The organism is Jatrophihabitans sp. (genome assembly GCF_035474675.1).
Lineage (GTDB): Bacteria > Actinomycetota > Actinomycetes > Mycobacteriales > Jatrophihabitantaceae > Jatrophihabitans_A.
Genome location: NZ_DATINC010000085.1, coordinates 23,294 through 39,321 on the forward strand (window position 1 = coordinate 23,294; position 16,028 = coordinate 39,321).

Sequence of the window (16,028 nt, forward strand, 5' to 3'; positions counted from 1 at the left end):
CGGGCTAGGAGGCCAGCGAGGCTTCGCCGGCCTCCGAGGCGGGGAACGAGATCTCCACCCGCAGGCCGCCGGCCGGCTGGGCGGTCGCCGTGATCGAACCATTGTGGGCGTCCACGATGGCCCGGACGATGGACAGCCCCAGCCCCGCACCGCGCTGGCCGGTACGGGCCCGGCCACCCCGGCGGAAGGCGTCGAACAGGCCCTCGACCTCGTCCGGCTGGACCGGCACGCCACTGTTGACCACCACCAGCCGGGCCATCCGGTTGGGCGCGGTGCCAGCCAGCTCGGTGCGGATCTGCACCCAGCCGCCCGGCACGTTGTAGCGCACCGCGTTCTCCACCAGGTTGCCGATCACCCGTTCCAGCAGCCGGGGGTCGCCGGTGGTGCGGACCGGCTCGCCTTCGGCGGTGAGAGTGATGTCGCGGGTGACCGCCTCGGCCTTGGCCGCCGCCACCGCGGTCGGAATCAGCTCGTTCAGCGTCACCACCTCGCTCGACTCCAGGCTCTGGCCCTCGCGGCCCTGCAGCCGGGCCAGCGCCAGCAGCGCGTCCACCAGCTTCTGCGCCCGGTTGGTGGCCTCGCGCACCACCTCACCCATCCGGCGCAGCTCGTCCGGCGGGGCGTTGGGGTCGGACAGAGTGACGTCCAGCTCGGTCTGGATCACCGCCAGCGGGGTGCGCAGCTCGTGGCTGGCGTTGGCGACGAACCGGCGCTGGCTGCCGAAGGCGGCGTCCAGCCGGGCCAGCATGTCGTCGAAGGTGTCGGCCAGCTCGCGCAGCTCGTCGTCCGGGCCGCCCAGGCCGATCCGCTCGCTGAGCGTCTTGGTCGACAGCTGCTTGGCGGTGGCGGTGATCCGGGCCACCGGGCGCAGCGCCTGCCGGGCCAGCAGGTACCCGCCGATCGAGCCGATCAGCACGATCACCCCGAAGTACAGCAGCCCGTTGTTGAGCAAGTAGTGCAGGGCGTCGGTCCGCATCACCGAGCGGGCGTCGGACGGGTTCCAGGTGGTCTTGGCGCCGGTGGCGTTGTCGACGATGGTCACGTCGCCGGGGTTGGGCGGCAGCGCGATCTGGCTGAGTGCCCGGTCCAGCAGGATGTAGGAAGTGGCCAGCAGCGCGGCACCGATGAGCAACACCAGAGCGCCGTACAGCAGCGCCATCCGGATTCGCAGCGACGGCTGCACCAGTCTCACTGGTCGGTCGAACCTCCGTTCTCATCGTCGGCGGACGCGGTGACCAGAGTGGGGTCGACCCGGTAGCCCGAGCCCACCACCGTCTCGATGATGGGCGGCTCGCCGAGCTTGCGGCGCAGCGTCATCATGGTGACCCGGACGGTGGTGGTGAACGGGTCGGCGTGCTCGTCCCAGACCCGGTCGAGCAGCTCCTCGCTGGAGACCACCACCCCGGCGGCCGACAGCAACGTCTCCAGCACCCCGAACTCCTTGCGGGTCAGGTCGACGTTGCGGCCGGACCGGGTCACGGTGCGCTTGGCCGGGTCCAGCACCAGGTCGCCGGCCTGCAGCACCGGCGGCGCGGCCGGGGTCGCCCGGCGGCCGAGCGCGCGCACCCGGGCCACCAGCTCGGCGAACGCGAAGGGCTTGGCCAGGTAGTCGTCGGCGCCCAGCGCCAGGCCCTCGACCTTGTCCTCGATCGAGCCGCTGGCGGTGAGCATGATGACGCGGGTCAGCACCCCCTCGTCGGTCAGCGAGCGGCAGATCTCGTCGCCGCTCTTGCCCGGCAGGTCGCGGTCGAGCACCACCACGTCGTAGCGGGTGGTCGTCGCCTTGCTGAAGCCTTCGTCACCGTCGTAGGCGACGTCGACCGCCATGCCTTCCCGGCGCAGGCCACGCACCACGGCGTCGGCCAGCTGGGTCTCGTCTTCCACCACAAGTACGCGCACGCTGTCTCCGCTTCTCGGCGACCTCGACGGCGTTGAGGTCGCAATGTTGGCACAACGATCTCACGAACTCCCCGCACCTGGGCGGTAGCGGTCATTCCCGACGGTCGGTGTCCTTCCCCTGCGCCGGGCCCGCCGAGAACAACTCCTCGCCGCCGCCGTCGACGGAGCCGTCGTCGCCCCGGCCGAGCACCGCTGCCGCGAACTCGATGGCCCGCCGGGAAATGCCCTGCGGGCTCAGGCCGATCGCGGCGCGCACCTCGGCCACCTTGCCGTGCTCGAGGAACTCGACCGGGATGCCGATCTCGCGGGTGGCCACCGCCAGGCCCTGCTCGCCGAGGTACTGGGCGAACCGGGAACCGGCGCCGTTGACCGCCACGCCGTCCTCGACGGTGACCAGCACGCCGGCCTGCGCGGCGAAGTCGGCCAGCGCCGCGGGCACCGGGGTGACCCAGCGCGGGTCGATCACCCGGACGGTGTAGCCGGCCTCGCCGATCCGCTCGGCGGCGTCCAGCACGTCCGGGGCCATCGCGCCGACCGAGACCAGCAGCACGTCCACCGGGCCGCTGGCGGTCTCGGCCAGCACGTCGATGCCGCCCACCGAGCGCAGCGCCGGGATGTCGGCGCCGAGCGGGGTCTTGGGGTAGCGCAGCACCGACGGCGCGTCGGAGATGGCCACGCACTCGGCGAGCGCGGCGCGCAGCGTGGGCTCGTCGCGCGGCACCGCCAGGTGGATGCCGGGCACGATGCCCAGCATCGCCAGGTCCCACATGCCGTGGTGGCTGGGGCCGTCCTCGCCGGTGATGCCGGCCCGGTCCAGCACCAGGGTGACGCCGGCCCGGTGCAGCGCGACGTCCATCAGCAGCTGGTCGAAGGCCCGGTTGAGGAAGGTGGCGTACAGCGCGATCACCGGGTGCAGGCCGGCCGCGGCCATCCCGGCGGCCGAGGTGAGGGCGTGCTGCTCGGCGATGCCGACGTCGAAGCAGCGGCCCGGGTACTCGGCCGCGAACGCGCCGAGGCCGACCGGGTCGAGCATCGCGGCGGTGATCGCCACCACGTCGTCGCGGACGCCGCCGATCCTGACCATCTCGTCGGAGAACACCCCTGACCAGGTCTTGCCGCCCTTGCTGAGGAACTCGCCGGTCTCGGGGTCGAAGGCGCCGCCGCCATGCATGTGGTCGGCCAGGTGGTTCTCGGCCGGAGCGTAGCCGTAGCCCTTGCGGGTCACGCAGTGCACCAGCACCGGGCCGTCGAACTGCCGGGCCAGGGTGAAGGCGTGCTCCAGGGCGGCCAGGTCATGGCCGTCCACCGGGCCCTGGTACTTCAGGCCGAGGTCTTCGAACATGCCCTGCGGGGCGAACATGTCCTTCATCCCGCGCTTGATCCCGTGCAGCGCGCCGTACAGCGGCGGGCCGACCACCGGGGTGCGTCCCAGGGTGTCCTTGACGTTGCCGAGCATCCGCTCGTAGCCGGGCCGCAGCCGCAGGCCGGCCAGGTGCTCGGCCAGCCCGCCGATGGTCGGCGAGTAGGACCGGCCGTTGTCATTGACCACGATCACCACCGGCCGGTCGGCGGCGGCGATGTTGTTCAGCGCCTCCCAGCACATCCCGCCGGTCAGCGCGCCGTCCCCGACCACCGCCACCACCGGACGCCGCTCGCCGCGCACCTCCAGCGCCTTGGCCACCCCGTCGGCGTAGGACAGCGCCGTCGAGGCGTGCGAGTTCTCGATCCAGTCGTGCTCGCTCTCGGTACGGCTGGGGTAGCCGGACAGCCCCCGGCCCTGCCGCAGGGTGTCGAACCGCCCGTGCCGGCCGGTGACGATCTTGTGCACGTAGCTCTGGTGGCCGGTGTCGAACAGGATCGGCTCGGTCGGCGAGTCGAAGACCCGGTGCAGGGCCAGGGTGAGCTCCACCGCGCCCAGGTTGGGCCCGAGGTGGCCGCCGGTCTGGGAGACCTTGCGGACCAGGAAGTCCCGGATCTCGGTGGCCAGCGAGGCAAGCTCCTCCGCGCTGAGGGTGCGCAGGTCAGCGGGACAGGAGATCCGGCTCAATAGGGGGCTCACGAACCGTCAGCCTACTTGCACCGTGCTGTTTTCGGAGCCGCCATCGGCCGGTCTGTCTACACCGGATCGTGCGCCGGGTGCCCCGGTTCCGGCGGCGCCGGCCGGGTCGTGGTCCGGGTCAGGGTTCTGCTCTGAGTCTTGCTCTCGGTCGTAGTCCGGGTCGTGGTCCGGACGCAGCACCGCGATGCACTCCACGTGGTGGGTCATCGGGAACGCGTCGTAGGCCGACAGGTCAGCCAGCCGCCAGCCGGCGTCCCGGGCGAACCGGACGTCGCGGGCCAGCGCCGCCGGATCGCAGGCCACGTAGACCACCACCCGCGGGCCGCCGGCCAGGATCGCGGCCAGCACCGCCCGGCCGGCGCCGCTGCGCGGCGGGTCCAGCACCACGATGTCGGGCGAGCCGCCCAGCTCCGGAGCGGCCGCGGCGACCGTCCGCTCATCGACGGTGGCGCGCCGCACCGTGGCCCACGGCAGGCCGGCCAGATTGCCGGCGGCGTCGGCGACCGCGGCCGGGTCGGACTCCAGGCCGAGCACCCGGCCGGTGCCGGTCACCGCTTCGGCCAGCGCCGCGGTGAACAGCCCGGCCCCGGCGTACAGGTCGAGCACCCGCTCCCCCGGTTGCGGGGCGGCCGCGGCCAGCACCGTCGCGGTGAACACCTCGGCCGCCCGCGGGTGGGTCTGCCAGAAACCGGCCGGACGGATCCCGAACTGCCGCCCGGCGACGGTGTAGCGCAGCTGCAGCGGCCCGGACACCTGCTCGGCCGTCAGCACCGGACGGAATCCCCGGCCACGGTCTGCCCTGGGCCGGCGGGCTGGCCGGCGAACCGGTCGATGGGCCACCTCGACCACCTCGCCGCGGTCGTCGACGGCCACCTCGAGCTCGGCCAGGCCGGGCCAGTCGCGGTGCAGTGCGCGGGCATCGCCCACCCCGGGGGCGCCGATCGAGCAGTGGCTGATCGGCACCAGGGTGTGCGAACGGTGCGCGTGCAGGCCCAGCTCGCCGGCCGGGCCGACCGCGAACCGCACCCGGCGACGCCAGCCGAGGCCGGTGTCGGCCTCGTCCAGCGGCTGCACCGTCACCGGCCGGTCCAGCCCGGCCAGCCGGCTCAGCTGCTCGGCCACCACGGCAGCCTTCAGGGCCCGCTGGGCGGGCAGCGCGACGTGCTGGAAGTCGCAGCCGCCGCAGCCGCCGGGGTGGGCGTACGGGCAGGGCCTGGCCACCCGGTCCGGCGAGGCGTGCCGGATCTCGATCGCGTCGGCCCGGCAGAACGAGCCACCGCGGTCCTCGGTCACCTCGGCCAGCACCGTCTCGCCGGGCAGCGCGTGCCGCAGGAACACCACCCGGCCCTCGTGCCGCGCCACGCAGTGCCCGCCGTGCGCGATGGGGCCCACCAGCAGCTCGAACCGGCGGCCCAGCCAGCTCTCGCCGGCCGGCTCGTCCGGCCGTCCGTCAGCCGGCTGGTCAGGCCGTCCGCCGGCCGGCCCGGCCGGCTCGTCCGGTTGCTCGCGCCGTCGCTGGTCCACCCGGACAGCCTATGCAGCGACCGCGCCGGCCCGGTCGATCACTCGCCACGTGCGGAAGGCAGCGGTCGGAGCGGCAGAGTGTGTAGCGTCCCCGGGGTGCACATCGTCGTCATGGGGTGCGGTCGGGTCGGTTCCACCCTCGCGCACCATCTGCAGCGCCTGAACCACAGCGTTGCCGTCATCGACCAGGACCCGGCCGCGTTCCGCCGGCTCGGCGACACCTTCACGGGCAAGACCATCGCCGGGGTGGGCTTCGACCGGGACACCCTGGTCGAGGCCGGCATCGAGAACGCCGAGGCCTTCGCGGCGGTGTCCAGCGGCGACAACTCCAACATCATCGCCGCCCGGGTGGCCCGGGAGACCTTCGGCATCGGCCACGTGGTGGCCCGGATCTACGACCCGCTGCGCGCCGAGGTCTACGAGCGGCTCGGCATCCCGACCATCGCCACTGTGCCGTGGACGGCCAGCCGGCTGCTCAAGACCCTGCTGGGCGGCACCATCGACGAGGAGTGGCGCGACCCCACCGGCCAGGTGGTGATGCTGCACGTGATCCTGGCCGAGGCCTGGGTGGGCCGGAAGCTGACCAGCTTCGAGGAGGCCACCGGCTGCCGGGTGGCGCTGATCAGCCGGTTCGGCAAGGGCGAGCTGCCCACCGCGGTCACCGTGGTGCAGGCCGGCGACGAGCTGCACGTGACGGCCACCGACGATCTCACCGAAGGCATCCGGGCGGCCGCGGCGGCCGGGCCGGTAGGAGGGCACCGCTGATGAAGATCGCCATTGCCGGAGCCGGCGCGGTGGGCCGTTCGATCGCCCGCGAGCTGCTGGCCAACGGCCACCGGGTGATGCTGATCGACAAGGACGCCAAGAAGGTCCGCCCGGAGCGGATCGAGGGCGCGGACTGGGTGCATGCCGACGCCTGCGAGCTGGCCAGCATGGAGGACGCCCACCTGGAGGACTGCGAGGTGGTGATCTCGGCCACCGGCGACGACAAGGTGAACCTGGTGGTCTCGCTGCTGGCCAAGACCGAGTTCTCGGTGCGCCGGGTGGTCGCCCGGATCAACCACCCGGCCAACGAGTGGCTGTTCAACGAGTCCTGGGGGGTGGACGTGGCGGTGTCCACGCCCCGGGTGCTGGCCGCCCTGGTGGAGGAGGCCGTCTCGGTCGGCGACGTGGTGCGGCTGTTCACCCTGCGGGAGGGCCAGGCCAACCTGATCGAGGTCACCCTGCCGGCCGGCGCGCCGTGCGCCGGGGTGCCGGTGCGCGACGTCCCGCTGCCGATGGACGCGGCCATGGTGGCGATCATCCGCAACGCCCGGGTCATCGTGCCGACTCCGGACGAGCCGCTGGAGCCCGGCGACGAGCTGCTATTCGTCGCCCTTCCGGAGGCTGAGCCCGCCATCCGGCGAGCCGTCTGCGCCGCCTAGCCGCGGCTCGTCCGGCGCCGGCTGCTCGGGTACCGCCGGCGCGCCCAGCACGGTAGGGGCCGGCAGCGTCGAGCGCAGCCCGAGCCGGTGCCGGGCCCGCCGGACCACCCAGAACACCACGGCCACCACGCCCAGATAGAGCGGCAGCCCCATCGCGATCCGGGCGGCCGCCAGCAGCCCGGTGCGGTTCTCCGAGAACAGCCGGAGCTGCACCACCCCGCGGGCCAGGAACATCGCCAGCACCGCCGCGGTCGCGACGTCGTAGGCCCGGCGCAGTTCACGCAGCCGGTACCAGCGCTGCTCGGGTGGCAGCGGCGAGGGGTCCAGGTACTCCCAGAGCACCCCGACCAGCGGCCGCCGGACCAGCAGGGACAGGGCGAACACCGCCGCGTAGCCGAACGCCGCCGCGATGCCGAACAGGAAGTAGCCGCGGGCCTGGCCGGTGCGGGCCGCGATGGCCGCGGCGATCGCCACGCTGAACAGCCCGGTCACCGCCTGCTGCACCGGCTGGCGGCGGGCCAGCCGGTAGCCGGCGACCAGCACCGCCGAGGCCACCGCGGCCCCGATCGCGGGACGCAGTCCGGCTATGGCGTTGACGATCACGAAGACCACCGGCGGGATGGCCGCCACGATCGTTCCGGACCAGCCGCCCATCGAGTCCAGGATCTGCTGGCGGGTGCGGTCGCGCAGCTCTTCCGACGGTGAGGTCACGAGAGCTAGCCGTCCTGCGGCTGGCCAGGCTGACCCGGCTGCCCGGCGGCCTCGGCGGCTGCCGCCAGCTGTTCGGCAGCCTCCCGGGGCAGCTGCAACGGAACCGGCTCGCGCACCGGCAGCGGGTCGTTGCCGCGTACCACCACCACGCCGCGGAAGGCGTCCAGGAACGGCTGGGCCTGCTCCTCCTCCATCGCCGGCGCGCCGGCCAGCATGGCGCGCAGGAACCAGCGCGGGCCGTCCACGCCGAGGAAGCGCACCGGGGTCAGGCCGCCGGGCGCTGGCAGCCGGCCGACCAGCTCGGTGCCGAACGGGCCGTCCTGCTCGGACACCGTGCCGCCCTGGGTGGAGATCGAGGCCTTGATCTCGGCGCGGATCTCGTCCCAGATGCCGTCCTTGCGCGGGGCGGCGAACACGCCGAGCTGCATCTGGCCGGTCGGGCCGAGCAGGGTCACGCCGGCCACCTGGCCGTCCTCGCTGACCTCGACCCGGATCTCCAGGCCGATGTCGACCGGCACCCGCAACGCCCCCAGGTCCAGCCGCTCGCGGTCGGCGGCCGGGCTGTCGGCGAGGTCGTAGGGACCGGTGGTCGGCGCGCTCTCGTGCCGTCGCTTGGTCTCCCACGGCGGGGTGGCGTCGAGCTTGGACTGCTCGGTGCGCTTTTCCTTGCGCCGAAGCGCCATTACTGATCGTCTCCTCTGTTGTCCGTGGCCGGCCGGTGGCCGGCTTCCAGCGCGCCGGCACCGCCGGTCGAGCCGTGCCCGGCCACCCCGCGGGCCGAGTCGGGCAGTCGTTCCACCAGCTCGAAGCAGGCCTGCTCGACCTGCTGGATGACCAGTTGGGCGATCCGGTCGCCCCGGCGCAGCTCCACGACCCGGTCCCGGTCGTGGTTGACGACGATGACCTTGATCTCGCCACGGTAACCCGAATCGATGGTGCCTGGTGCGTTCACCAGGCCCAACCCCACCCGCCAGGCCAGTCCCGACCGGGGATGGATGAAACCGGCGTACCCGGCGGGCAGCGCGACCGCCAGGCCGGTCGGCAGCAGCGCCCGCTCGCCCGGCCGCAACCGGACGTCGACCATGGTGCACAGATCGGCGCCGGCGTCACCGGCCAGGGCGTAGCACGGCAGCGGCGCGTCGGGATGCAGCCGCTGCACCTGCACCGGCACCGGTGGCCGGACCGGGTCGGCCGACAGCAGTCCGGGGGCCGGCAGGCCCGCGCCGGCTGCCTGGCTCGGCGCTCCGTTCGTCACAGCGCCAAAGGCTACCCTCGTCGGGTGATGGCCCCCTCGACTTCCCAGGCCCGGCCGGCCGAGCCTGCCCCGGGTTACGTCGAGCAGCTGCGCACGCCGTGGTGGTGGTACCTGGGCGCGGTGGGGGTGGCGCTGCTGCTCAGCCTGGAGTTCGCGGTGGCCGTGCCCGGCTGGCTGGCCTGGGCGCCGTTCGTGGTGCTGTTGCCGGGCGGCCTACTGTTCGTCCGGCGGCTGTCCGCCGGCCGCATCGTGGTGGCCGCCGGCACCGTGCGGGCCGGTGCCCGCAGCGTCGCGGTGGCCGACATCGAGCAGGCGATCGACCTCACCCCCCTGGAGCTGCGCCGGCTGGTCGGCCGGCACGGGGATCCGCTGGCCTACACCTACATCCGGTCCTGGATCGGGCCGGGCGTCCAGCTGGTGCTGCGCCCGCCGGCCGCGCCGCCCCCCGGCTCCGAGTCGGACGAGCGCTACCCCGAGCCGTACTGGGTGCTGTCCACCCGGCATCCGGACCGGCTGCTGGCCGCCCTGGCCGCGGCGACCGCGCCGTCGGCCGGCTGAGCCGTACTTCCCGACAGACAGAACAGGAGTCGCCGGTGTCGCTGGGTCGGTTCGAGGGACAGGTGGCGCTGGTCACCGGCGCCAGCCGGGGCATCGGCCTGGCGGTGGCGCGGCGGCTGGTGGCCGAGGGCGCCCGGGTCTGCATCACCGCCCGCAAGCAGCCGGCGCTGGAGGAGGCAGTGGCCGAACTGGGCGGACCGGAGCGGGCGATCTTCGCAGCCGGCGGCAGCGACGACCCGCAGCACCGGGAGGCGGCGGTGCAGGCCACCCTGGCGGCGTTCGGCCGGCTGGACGTGCTGGTCAACAACACCGGCATCAACCCCACCTACGGCCCGCTGCTGGAGCTGGAGGAGGGCCTGGCCCGCAAGATGTTCGACGTCAACGTGCTGGCCGCCCTCGGCTGGACCAGGCTGGCCTGCCGGGCCTGGCTCGCCGAGCACGGCGGGGCGGTGGTCAACATCGCCTCGGTGGCCGGGCTCGGCGCGTCCCCCGGCATCGGCTTCTACGGCGTCACCAAGGCGGCCCTGATCAACCTGACCAGGCAGCTGGCGGTCGAGCTGGCACCGCGGGTGCGGGTCAACGCGGTGGCGCCGGCGGTGGTGAAGACCAGGTTCGCCGAGGCCCTCTACGCCGACGACGAGGAGGCTGCGGCCGCGAACTACCTGCTCGGCCGGCTCGGCGAGCCGGCCGACATCGGCGCGGTGGTGGCCTACCTGGCCTCGGCCGACGCCGCCTGGACGACCGGGCAGACCCTGGTCGTCGACGGCGGGATGGTGGGCAGCCTCTAAAAGGCCCGCCGCGGCACTACCCGGCCGGAACTACCCGCAGTCAGAGCTGGCCGGTCAGAGCTGGCGGAACCAGCGGTCCTTGCTGAGTTCGCGCAGCTCGGCCAGCAGCGTCTCGCCCAGGGCCTTGGTGGCCCGGCGGTTGACCTCCGCGCCGGCGACCGCGCCGGCCAGGAACGGCGCCAGGCTGGTGGTGCTGCGCCCGAGCCGGCGCAGCACCTGGCTGCGCAGCTCGCGCTTGGCGGCGGCGCCGAAGACCGCGCTCAGCCCGGCCCCGGTCAGCTCGGGCGAGATCGCCCGGCGGCGCACCCACGACATCAGGTACGCGCTGGCCCGCTCCGAGGTGGTGCCCGCTGCCGGGCGTCCCAGCAGCTCGTGCAGCTCGGCGACCAGCTTCAGCTCGACGGCGGTGACGGCCAGCATCTCGGCCGCCAGCTGGACCGGCGTGGCCAGCAGCATCGGCGGGCTGAGGAACTCCACGGCGGCCAGCCCGCCGGCGGCGGCGCCGATCCCGGCGGTCGTCCGGGTGGCCTGCCGGATCAGCCGCTCGGCGATCTCGATGTCGGTGTGCCCGGTGTGCTGGCGGCGCAGTGTCTGGATGTCGCGGACCGCGATCCGCGGCGCCAGCTCCACAATCAGGTCGGTCAGCCACCGTCCGGCGGCCACCGCCCGGACGCCGGAGGCCTTGGCGCTGCGGGCCAGCACCGGGATCAGGGCCGCCAGCGCCTTCTGCCGGCTGTACCGGTCCCCGTCGCCGTTCTCGGACGCGGCGGCCCGGGCCACCAGGTCCGCCAACTCGTCATCGGCCATGCTTCACCCTCCCCCAGGCGCGCGCGGACCGCTCGGCGGGGGTGCGCTTCGCAGGCAGCCGGAAGCACAGCCGGTCGCTCGGGATGAGCGACCGGCTGTTCGAGGACCGTCCTGCGATCAGGCGCAGTCCCGGCAGATCGGCTGGCCGTTCTTCTCACGGGCCAACCGGCTGCGGTGGTGCACCAGGAAGCAGCTGGAACAGGTGAACTCGTCATCCTGCTTGGGGAGCACCCGGACGGTGAGCTCCTCCCCGGACACGCTGGACAAGTCCGCACCGGGCAGCTCGAGCGACTCGGCCAGCTCGGCCTCGTCGACGTCGATGGAGCCCGACTGCGCCTCAGCCCGGCGTGCCTTCAGTTCTTCGAGGGAATCCTCATTCAGTTCGTCTACATCCCCCCGACGGGGGGCGTCGTAATCGGTGGCCACTACCCTGTCAACTCCTTGATCCCAATCCCAAGCGCACGCGATCCGGCTGTCTGGACCACCGGGCTGTGCTGCCCGCCTAACCGCTGGCGCGGAACCGTACCGTGTTCCGCCTGCGCTCCAACGACCGGGCAGGCTTCACCATTCCCGAAACCGATCCAGCTAGGCTGACGGCGCACAGGCGACCCGTCGGCGGGAGGTGAATGGCGGAGTATGTCCACCGCGACCAGGCGCCGGCCGCTGCCCGCTCTCGCCTTTCTCCTCGCCCTGAGCATCCTCACCGGCATCGTCTGGTGGCGCGTGTTGCACCGTGCCGAGCCGACCGACAACGCGCAGAACCCGGCGCCGTCCCAGTCGGCGCAGTGCAGCCCGGGAAGCAAGGCCATCCAGCTGCCCAAGCCCGCCGCGGTGACGGTGACGGTCCTCAACGGCGCCGGCCGGGACCAGCTGGCCACCCGGACCAGCAACCAGCTCAAGAGCCGCGGGTTCAAGGTCGGCACGCCGGGCACCACCTCGGCACTGTCCGGGGTCGCCGAGATCCGGTACGGCAGCACCGGCCGGCCCGGCGCGACGCTGCTGAGCTACTACCTGCCGGGCGCCAAGCTGGTCGCCGCCGGACGCCGGGACGCCAAGCTGGAACTGGTGCTGGGGTCGGGCTTCACGGCGTTGGCCAGCGATGCCTCGGTCAAGCAGGCCGTGGCCAAGGCCAGCAAGCCCTGCTGAGCCGGCAAGCCCCTGCTGAGCCGGTGACCTCGGCGCGGCCTGCCCCACCGGATCAGCCGATCCTTCCGATCAGCCGATGTCGGCCACCCCGATCTCGGTGAGCGCGTCGAAGAACTCCCCGGCGTGCTCGGGGTGTGCCCCGGCCACCATCTGGACCCCCGCCGGCCGGCCGCGCAGCCCGGAGGTCGCCACCCCGGCCTCGGTGGCGATCAGCAGGCCGGCCGCGAAGTCCCACTCTCCTAGCGGCCCCTCGTAGTACATGTCCACCCAGCCGGCGGCCAGCGCGCACAGGTCGAGCGCCGCCGAACCCAGCCGGCGCAGGTTGCCGATCCGGGCCAGCAACCGGCCCGCGGCGCTGCCCTGGCGGGCCCGGCGTTCCGGGTCGTAGCTGAAGCCGGTCGCAACCACCGCCTGGTCCAGCGGCACCGACCGCGGCCCGGTCAGCCGCCGGTCGCCGAGGAAGGCGCCGGACCCGGCAGCCGCCCGGAACAGGTCTCCCGACGCCGGGTTGTGCACGCAGCCGGCCACCGTCTGCCCCCCCACCTGGGCCGCGATCGAGACCGCGAACTGCGGCAGGCCGAGCAGGTAGTTGACGGTGCCGTCGATGGGGTCGAGCACCCAGCGCACCGGTGAGCCGGCCGGGTCGGTGGCACCGGTCTCCTCGCCCAGGATCGAATCGCCCGGGCGCAGCTGGGCCAGCGCGGTGCGCAGGAACTGCTCCACGGCCTGGTCGGCGTCAGTGACCACGTCGGTGGCCGAGCTCTTGGTGCTGACCGACAGCCCCGCGGCCCGGTGCCGCACCATGAGCTCCCCGGCCCGGACGGCGAGCTCCACCGCGAGGTCGGCCAACTGGCCCGGGTCCGGCTCGGCATCGCCGGGAATCCCCTGGGCGGGCTCGGCATCGGCGGAAATCCCCGGGACCGGTGTCCCCGTGCCGGTCATCCGGCCTGCGGTCCTGCCGTGCCGCGCCTCATCCGGATTCGTCCTCCACAAGCTCCCGATATCGACTGCCGCCAGTGGACGGGACTGCCGATATGGTTCAAGGTAGTCACCCTAGCCAGCGGAGGAACCATGACCGCGCCAGTGTCAGACCTGCCCCCAGCCTCGCTCGACGCGGCGTTCGGGGTCGACATCGGCGGCAGCGGCATCAAGGGCGCCGTCGTCGACACCCTGACCGGGCAGTTGCGCACCCAGCGGGTGCGGATCCCGACCCCGAAGCCGTCCACTCCGGACAACGTGGCCGAGGTGGTGGTGCAGCTGGTCACCAAGGCGAACTGGACCGGCCCGGTGGGCGCCACCTTCCCTGCGGTGATCAAGAGCGGGGTGGCCCGGTCGGCGGCCAACGTCGACCCGTCCTGGATCGGCACCGACGTCGACGCGGTGTTCTCCAAGGCCACCGGCCTGGACGTCACGGTGCTCAACGACGCCGACGCGGCGGGCCTGGCCGAGGTCCGCTTCGGCGCCGCCCGGGGGGTGTCCGGGGTGGTGATCCTGCTGACCTTCGGCACCGGGATCGGCAGCGGCATCTTCCTCAACGGCAAGCTGGTGCCCAACTCCGAGCTCGGGCACCTGGAGCTGGAGGGCCACGACGCCGAGTCGCGGGCGGCCGCCTCGGTCAAGGACAAGCAGAAGATGTCGTACAAGCAGTGGGCCAAGCGGGTGCAGGCCTACATGTCCCACGTCGAGCGGCTGTTCTCCCCCGACCTGTTCATCGTCGGCGGCGGGGTGAGCAAGGACGCCGACCGCTGGGTGCCGCTGCTGAAGCTGCAGACGCCGGTGCGGCCGGCCCAGCTGCTCAACAACGCCGGGATCGTGGGCGCGGCGATGGCAGCTGCCGAGCGCTGAATCGGCCCGCTCTGGCTACAATGGAGCGCGCGGGCATGGCACCAATGAAGGCATCGGACGTCACAGCGCTGACGTCGATGAACCCCTGCGGCTGGCTGACCCCACTTTCCCGCACCGCGGTCCCCGACGGGTCCGCCTCAGATACGTGTGACCGCTGTATGAAAGGGCGTCCGTGGTTTCCAGCGAATCTTCCGAGCAGTCGCAGGTCAGCGCTGCTGCAACGGCGAGCCGCGCAGTGACGAAGACCGTCGCCGCACCGGCCAAGAAGGCACCCGCGAAGAAAGCACCGGCCAAGAAGGCACCGGCGAAGAAGGCAGCCGCAAAGGCCGCCCCGGCGGGCAAGTCCGCCGAGGAGCTGGCCGACCCCGCGCTGGCCGAGGCCGACGCCGAGGCGGGTCTGGACGCCGAGCCGGCCGACATCCCGGCCGACCTCGAGCTCGAAGAGATCCCGATCGACGTCGAGGCCGACGCCGAGACCGAGGACGCGGCAGAGCCCCCCGAGGCCGACGCCGCGGAGTTCACCTGGGACGAGGAGGAGTCCGAGGCGCTGCGGCAGGCCCGCAAGGACGCCGAGATGACCGCCTCGGCGGACTCCGTACGTGCCTACCTCAAGCAGATCGGCAAGGTCGCGCTGCTCAACGCCGAGGAGGAGGTCGACCTCGCCAAGCGCATCGAGGCCGGCCTGTACGCCGCCGAGCGGTTGCGCCAACTCGAGCTCGCCGGCGACAAGCTGCCGCTGCAGCAGCGCCGGGACCTGAGCTGGATCGTCCGGGACGGTGAGCGCGCCAAGAACCACCTGCTCGAGGCCAACCTGCGGCTGGTGGTGTCGCTGGCCAAGCGCTACACCGGACGCGGCATGGCGTTCCTGGATCTGATCCAGGAGGGCAACCTGGGCCTGATCCGGGCGGTGGAGAAGTTCGACTACACCAAGGGCTACAAGTTCTCCACCTACGCCACCTGGTGGATCCGGCAGGCGATCACCCGGGCGATGGCCGACCAGGCCCGCACCATCCGCATCCCGGTGCACATGGTCGAGGTGATCAACAAGCTGGGCCGGATCCAGCGCGAGCTGCTGCAGGACCTGGGCCGCGAGCCCACCCCGGAGGAGCTCGCCAAGGAGATGGACATCACCCCGGACAAGGTGCTGGAGATCCAGCAGTACGCCCGGGAGCCCATTTCGCTCGATCAGACCATCGGCGACGAGGGCGACAGCCAGCTCGGCGACTTCATCGAGGACTCCGAGGCCGTGGTGGCCGTCGACGCGGTGTCGTTCACGCTGCTGCAGGACCAGCTGCAGTCGGTGCTGCACACGCTGTCCGAGCGGGAGGCCGGCGTGGTGAAGCTGCGCTTCGGGCTGACCGACGGCCAGCCGCGCACCCTGGACGAGATCGGTCAGGTCTACGGCGTCACCCGCGAGCGGATCCGCCAGATCGAGTCCAAGACCATGTCGAAGCTCCGCCACCCATCCCGCTCCCAGGTCCTGCGCGACTACCTCGACTGAGCCGAGCGGAGACGAGCTTGCTCGATCTCCCGAGGCGGTCGTAGCCGCAAAGCGGCGAGCACCTCACTGAGCCTGCTCATAGTCGGTCTACTCGCTACGCACGCAGCGTCTCCATATCACGCAGCACCTGCATCGCCTCAGCTCGGTCCTGCTCATCCGCAGCGAGCGCTTCAGCTTCTGCGCGCAACGAGGTCTTGGCCTGGCGCCGGGCGGCGTCGATCAACGCGGAGCGCACCGCCATGGAGATCGAAATGCCGTCCTGGGTCAAGACCTCTAGCGCCCGAGCGGTGTCCTCATCGAGACGGAACGTGATCGTGTCAGCCATCGCCCCATTCTGATCCGAACGAAGGACGAGGCTGCTTGGCGCCACGCTGGACCTGAATGGGGCCTGTCCGGAACGGTGAGCGCGCCAAGAGCCACCTGCTCTAAATGCCTCGACTGCGCCAAGCGAGGTCGAGCTCGTTCGATCTCCCATGGAGATGGAAAGAGATCGACGAGCGCGGCGAGAAAC

The 16,028-nt window shown here is 72.6% G+C and carries 18 protein-coding genes; 7 read left to right on the top strand and 11 right to left on the bottom strand.

What is annotated here, in order from left to right; genetic code table 11:
- Positions 1-4: 4 nt before the first annotated feature.
- The 4 genes from VLJ82_RS10485 to VLJ82_RS10500 form a co-directional block, all read right to left on the bottom strand.
- Positions 5-1,192 carry a sensor histidine kinase gene (locus tag VLJ82_RS10485; protein WP_408663291.1) on the bottom strand — a complete coding sequence of 396 codons (1,188 nt, stop codon included), beginning with the start codon at positions 1,190-1,192 and terminating at the stop codon, positions 5-7.
- The gene (locus tag VLJ82_RS10490) at positions 1,189-1,899 is read right to left on the bottom strand and encodes a response regulator transcription factor (RefSeq protein ID WP_408663292.1); all 711 of its coding nucleotides are present in this window, start codon (positions 1,897-1,899) and stop codon (positions 1,189-1,191) included. The genes VLJ82_RS10485 and VLJ82_RS10490 overlap by 4 nt, the downstream gene beginning before the upstream one ends.
- 91 nt (positions 1,900-1,990) lie before the next feature.
- Entirely contained in the window at positions 1,991-3,958 is a 1,968-nt protein-coding gene (dxs, locus tag VLJ82_RS10495; protein WP_408663293.1) for a 1-deoxy-D-xylulose-5-phosphate synthase, read from the bottom strand.
- Between the two features lie 6 nt (positions 3,959-3,964).
- Positions 3,965-5,482 carry a class I SAM-dependent RNA methyltransferase gene (locus VLJ82_RS10500; RefSeq protein WP_408663294.1) on the bottom strand — a complete coding sequence of 506 codons (1,518 nt, stop codon included), beginning with the start codon at positions 5,480-5,482 and terminating at the stop codon, positions 3,965-3,967.
- Positions 5,483-5,578: 96 nt separating this feature from the next.
- On the opposite strand from VLJ82_RS10500, the gene VLJ82_RS10505 reads away from it, so the two are divergent.
- Both VLJ82_RS10505 and VLJ82_RS10510 read left to right on the top strand, forming a co-directional pair.
- Positions 5,579-6,247: a potassium channel family protein gene (locus VLJ82_RS10505; RefSeq protein ID WP_408663295.1), complete on the top strand. Its 669-nt coding sequence runs from the start codon at positions 5,579-5,581 to the stop codon at positions 6,245-6,247.
- Complete coding sequence (locus VLJ82_RS10510; RefSeq protein WP_408663296.1) at positions 6,247-6,906, top strand: potassium channel family protein; 660 nt, start codon at positions 6,247-6,249, stop codon at positions 6,904-6,906. The genes VLJ82_RS10505 and VLJ82_RS10510 overlap by 1 nt, the downstream gene beginning before the upstream one ends.
- Here VLJ82_RS10510 and VLJ82_RS10515 read toward each other — a convergent pair.
- Genes VLJ82_RS10515 through dut form a run of 3 tightly spaced genes read right to left on the bottom strand, consistent with a single transcriptional unit; the run spans position 6,847 to position 8,818 of the window.
- Positions 6,847-7,617 (bottom strand): DUF3159 domain-containing protein, encoded by a 771-nt coding sequence (locus tag VLJ82_RS10515; RefSeq protein WP_408663297.1) that lies wholly within the window; start codon positions 7,615-7,617, stop codon positions 6,847-6,849. The two genes, VLJ82_RS10510 and VLJ82_RS10515, sit on opposite strands and share 60 nt — an antisense overlap.
- Before the next feature lie 5 nt (positions 7,618-7,622).
- A complete protein-coding gene (locus VLJ82_RS10520) occupies positions 7,623-8,300 on the bottom strand; it encodes a DUF3710 domain-containing protein (protein WP_408663298.1) in 678 nt (225 codons plus the stop codon).
- Complete coding sequence (dut, locus tag VLJ82_RS10525) at positions 8,300-8,818, bottom strand: dUTP diphosphatase (RefSeq protein ID WP_408663343.1); 519 nt, start codon at positions 8,816-8,818, stop codon at positions 8,300-8,302. Before dut ends, VLJ82_RS10520 begins: the two co-directional genes overlap by 1 nt.
- An 81-nt stretch (positions 8,819-8,899) precedes the next feature.
- Between dut and VLJ82_RS10530 the strand changes: the two genes are divergently transcribed.
- Positions 8,900-9,430, top strand: a complete 531-nt coding sequence (locus VLJ82_RS10530) for a DUF3093 domain-containing protein (RefSeq protein ID WP_408663299.1) — start codon at positions 8,900-8,902, stop codon at positions 9,428-9,430.
- Positions 9,431-9,471: 41 nt separating this feature from the next.
- Positions 9,472-10,218 carry an SDR family oxidoreductase gene (locus tag VLJ82_RS10535; protein ID WP_408663344.1) on the top strand — a complete coding sequence of 249 codons (747 nt, stop codon included), beginning with the start codon at positions 9,472-9,474 and terminating at the stop codon, positions 10,216-10,218.
- Positions 10,219-10,272: 54 nt separating this feature from the next.
- Here the strand turns inward: VLJ82_RS10535 and VLJ82_RS10540 are convergent, their stop codons facing one another.
- Positions 10,273-11,025, bottom strand: coding sequence for a hypothetical protein (locus VLJ82_RS10540; protein ID WP_408663300.1), 753 nt, complete (start codon positions 11,023-11,025; stop codon positions 10,273-10,275).
- 117 nt (positions 11,026-11,142) lie between these two features.
- Entirely contained in the window at positions 11,143-11,451 is a 309-nt protein-coding gene (locus tag VLJ82_RS10545) for a DUF4193 domain-containing protein (protein ID WP_408663301.1), read from the bottom strand.
- 210 nt (positions 11,452-11,661) lie between these two features.
- On the opposite strand from VLJ82_RS10545, the gene VLJ82_RS10550 reads away from it, so the two are divergent.
- Positions 11,662-12,171, top strand: a complete 510-nt coding sequence (locus VLJ82_RS10550) for a LytR C-terminal domain-containing protein (RefSeq protein WP_408663302.1) — start codon at positions 11,662-11,664, stop codon at positions 12,169-12,171.
- A gap of 69 nt (positions 12,172-12,240) precedes the next feature.
- Here VLJ82_RS10550 and VLJ82_RS10555 read toward each other — a convergent pair whose 3' ends face one another.
- Entirely contained in the window at positions 12,241-13,113 is an 873-nt protein-coding gene (locus VLJ82_RS10555) for an inositol monophosphatase family protein (protein ID WP_408663303.1), read from the bottom strand.
- A gap of 129 nt (positions 13,114-13,242) precedes the next feature.
- Here VLJ82_RS10555 and ppgK point away from each other — a divergent pair, with 129 nt between their 5' ends.
- Positions 13,243-14,016, top strand: coding sequence for a polyphosphate--glucose phosphotransferase (gene ppgK / locus VLJ82_RS10560; RefSeq protein WP_408663304.1), 774 nt, complete (start codon positions 13,243-13,245; stop codon positions 14,014-14,016).
- A gap of 172 nt (positions 14,017-14,188) precedes the next feature.
- On the top strand, positions 14,189-15,517 hold the full coding sequence (locus tag VLJ82_RS10565) for an RNA polymerase sigma factor (RefSeq protein WP_408663305.1): 1,329 nt from the start codon (positions 14,189-14,191) through the stop codon (positions 15,515-15,517).
- A 94-nt stretch (positions 15,518-15,611) separates the two neighbouring features.
- Here VLJ82_RS10565 and VLJ82_RS10570 read toward each other — a convergent pair whose 3' ends face one another.
- Entirely contained in the window at positions 15,612-15,842 is a 231-nt protein-coding gene (locus tag VLJ82_RS10570) for a hypothetical protein (protein WP_408663306.1), read from the bottom strand.
- Positions 15,843-16,028 lie beyond the last annotated feature (186 nt).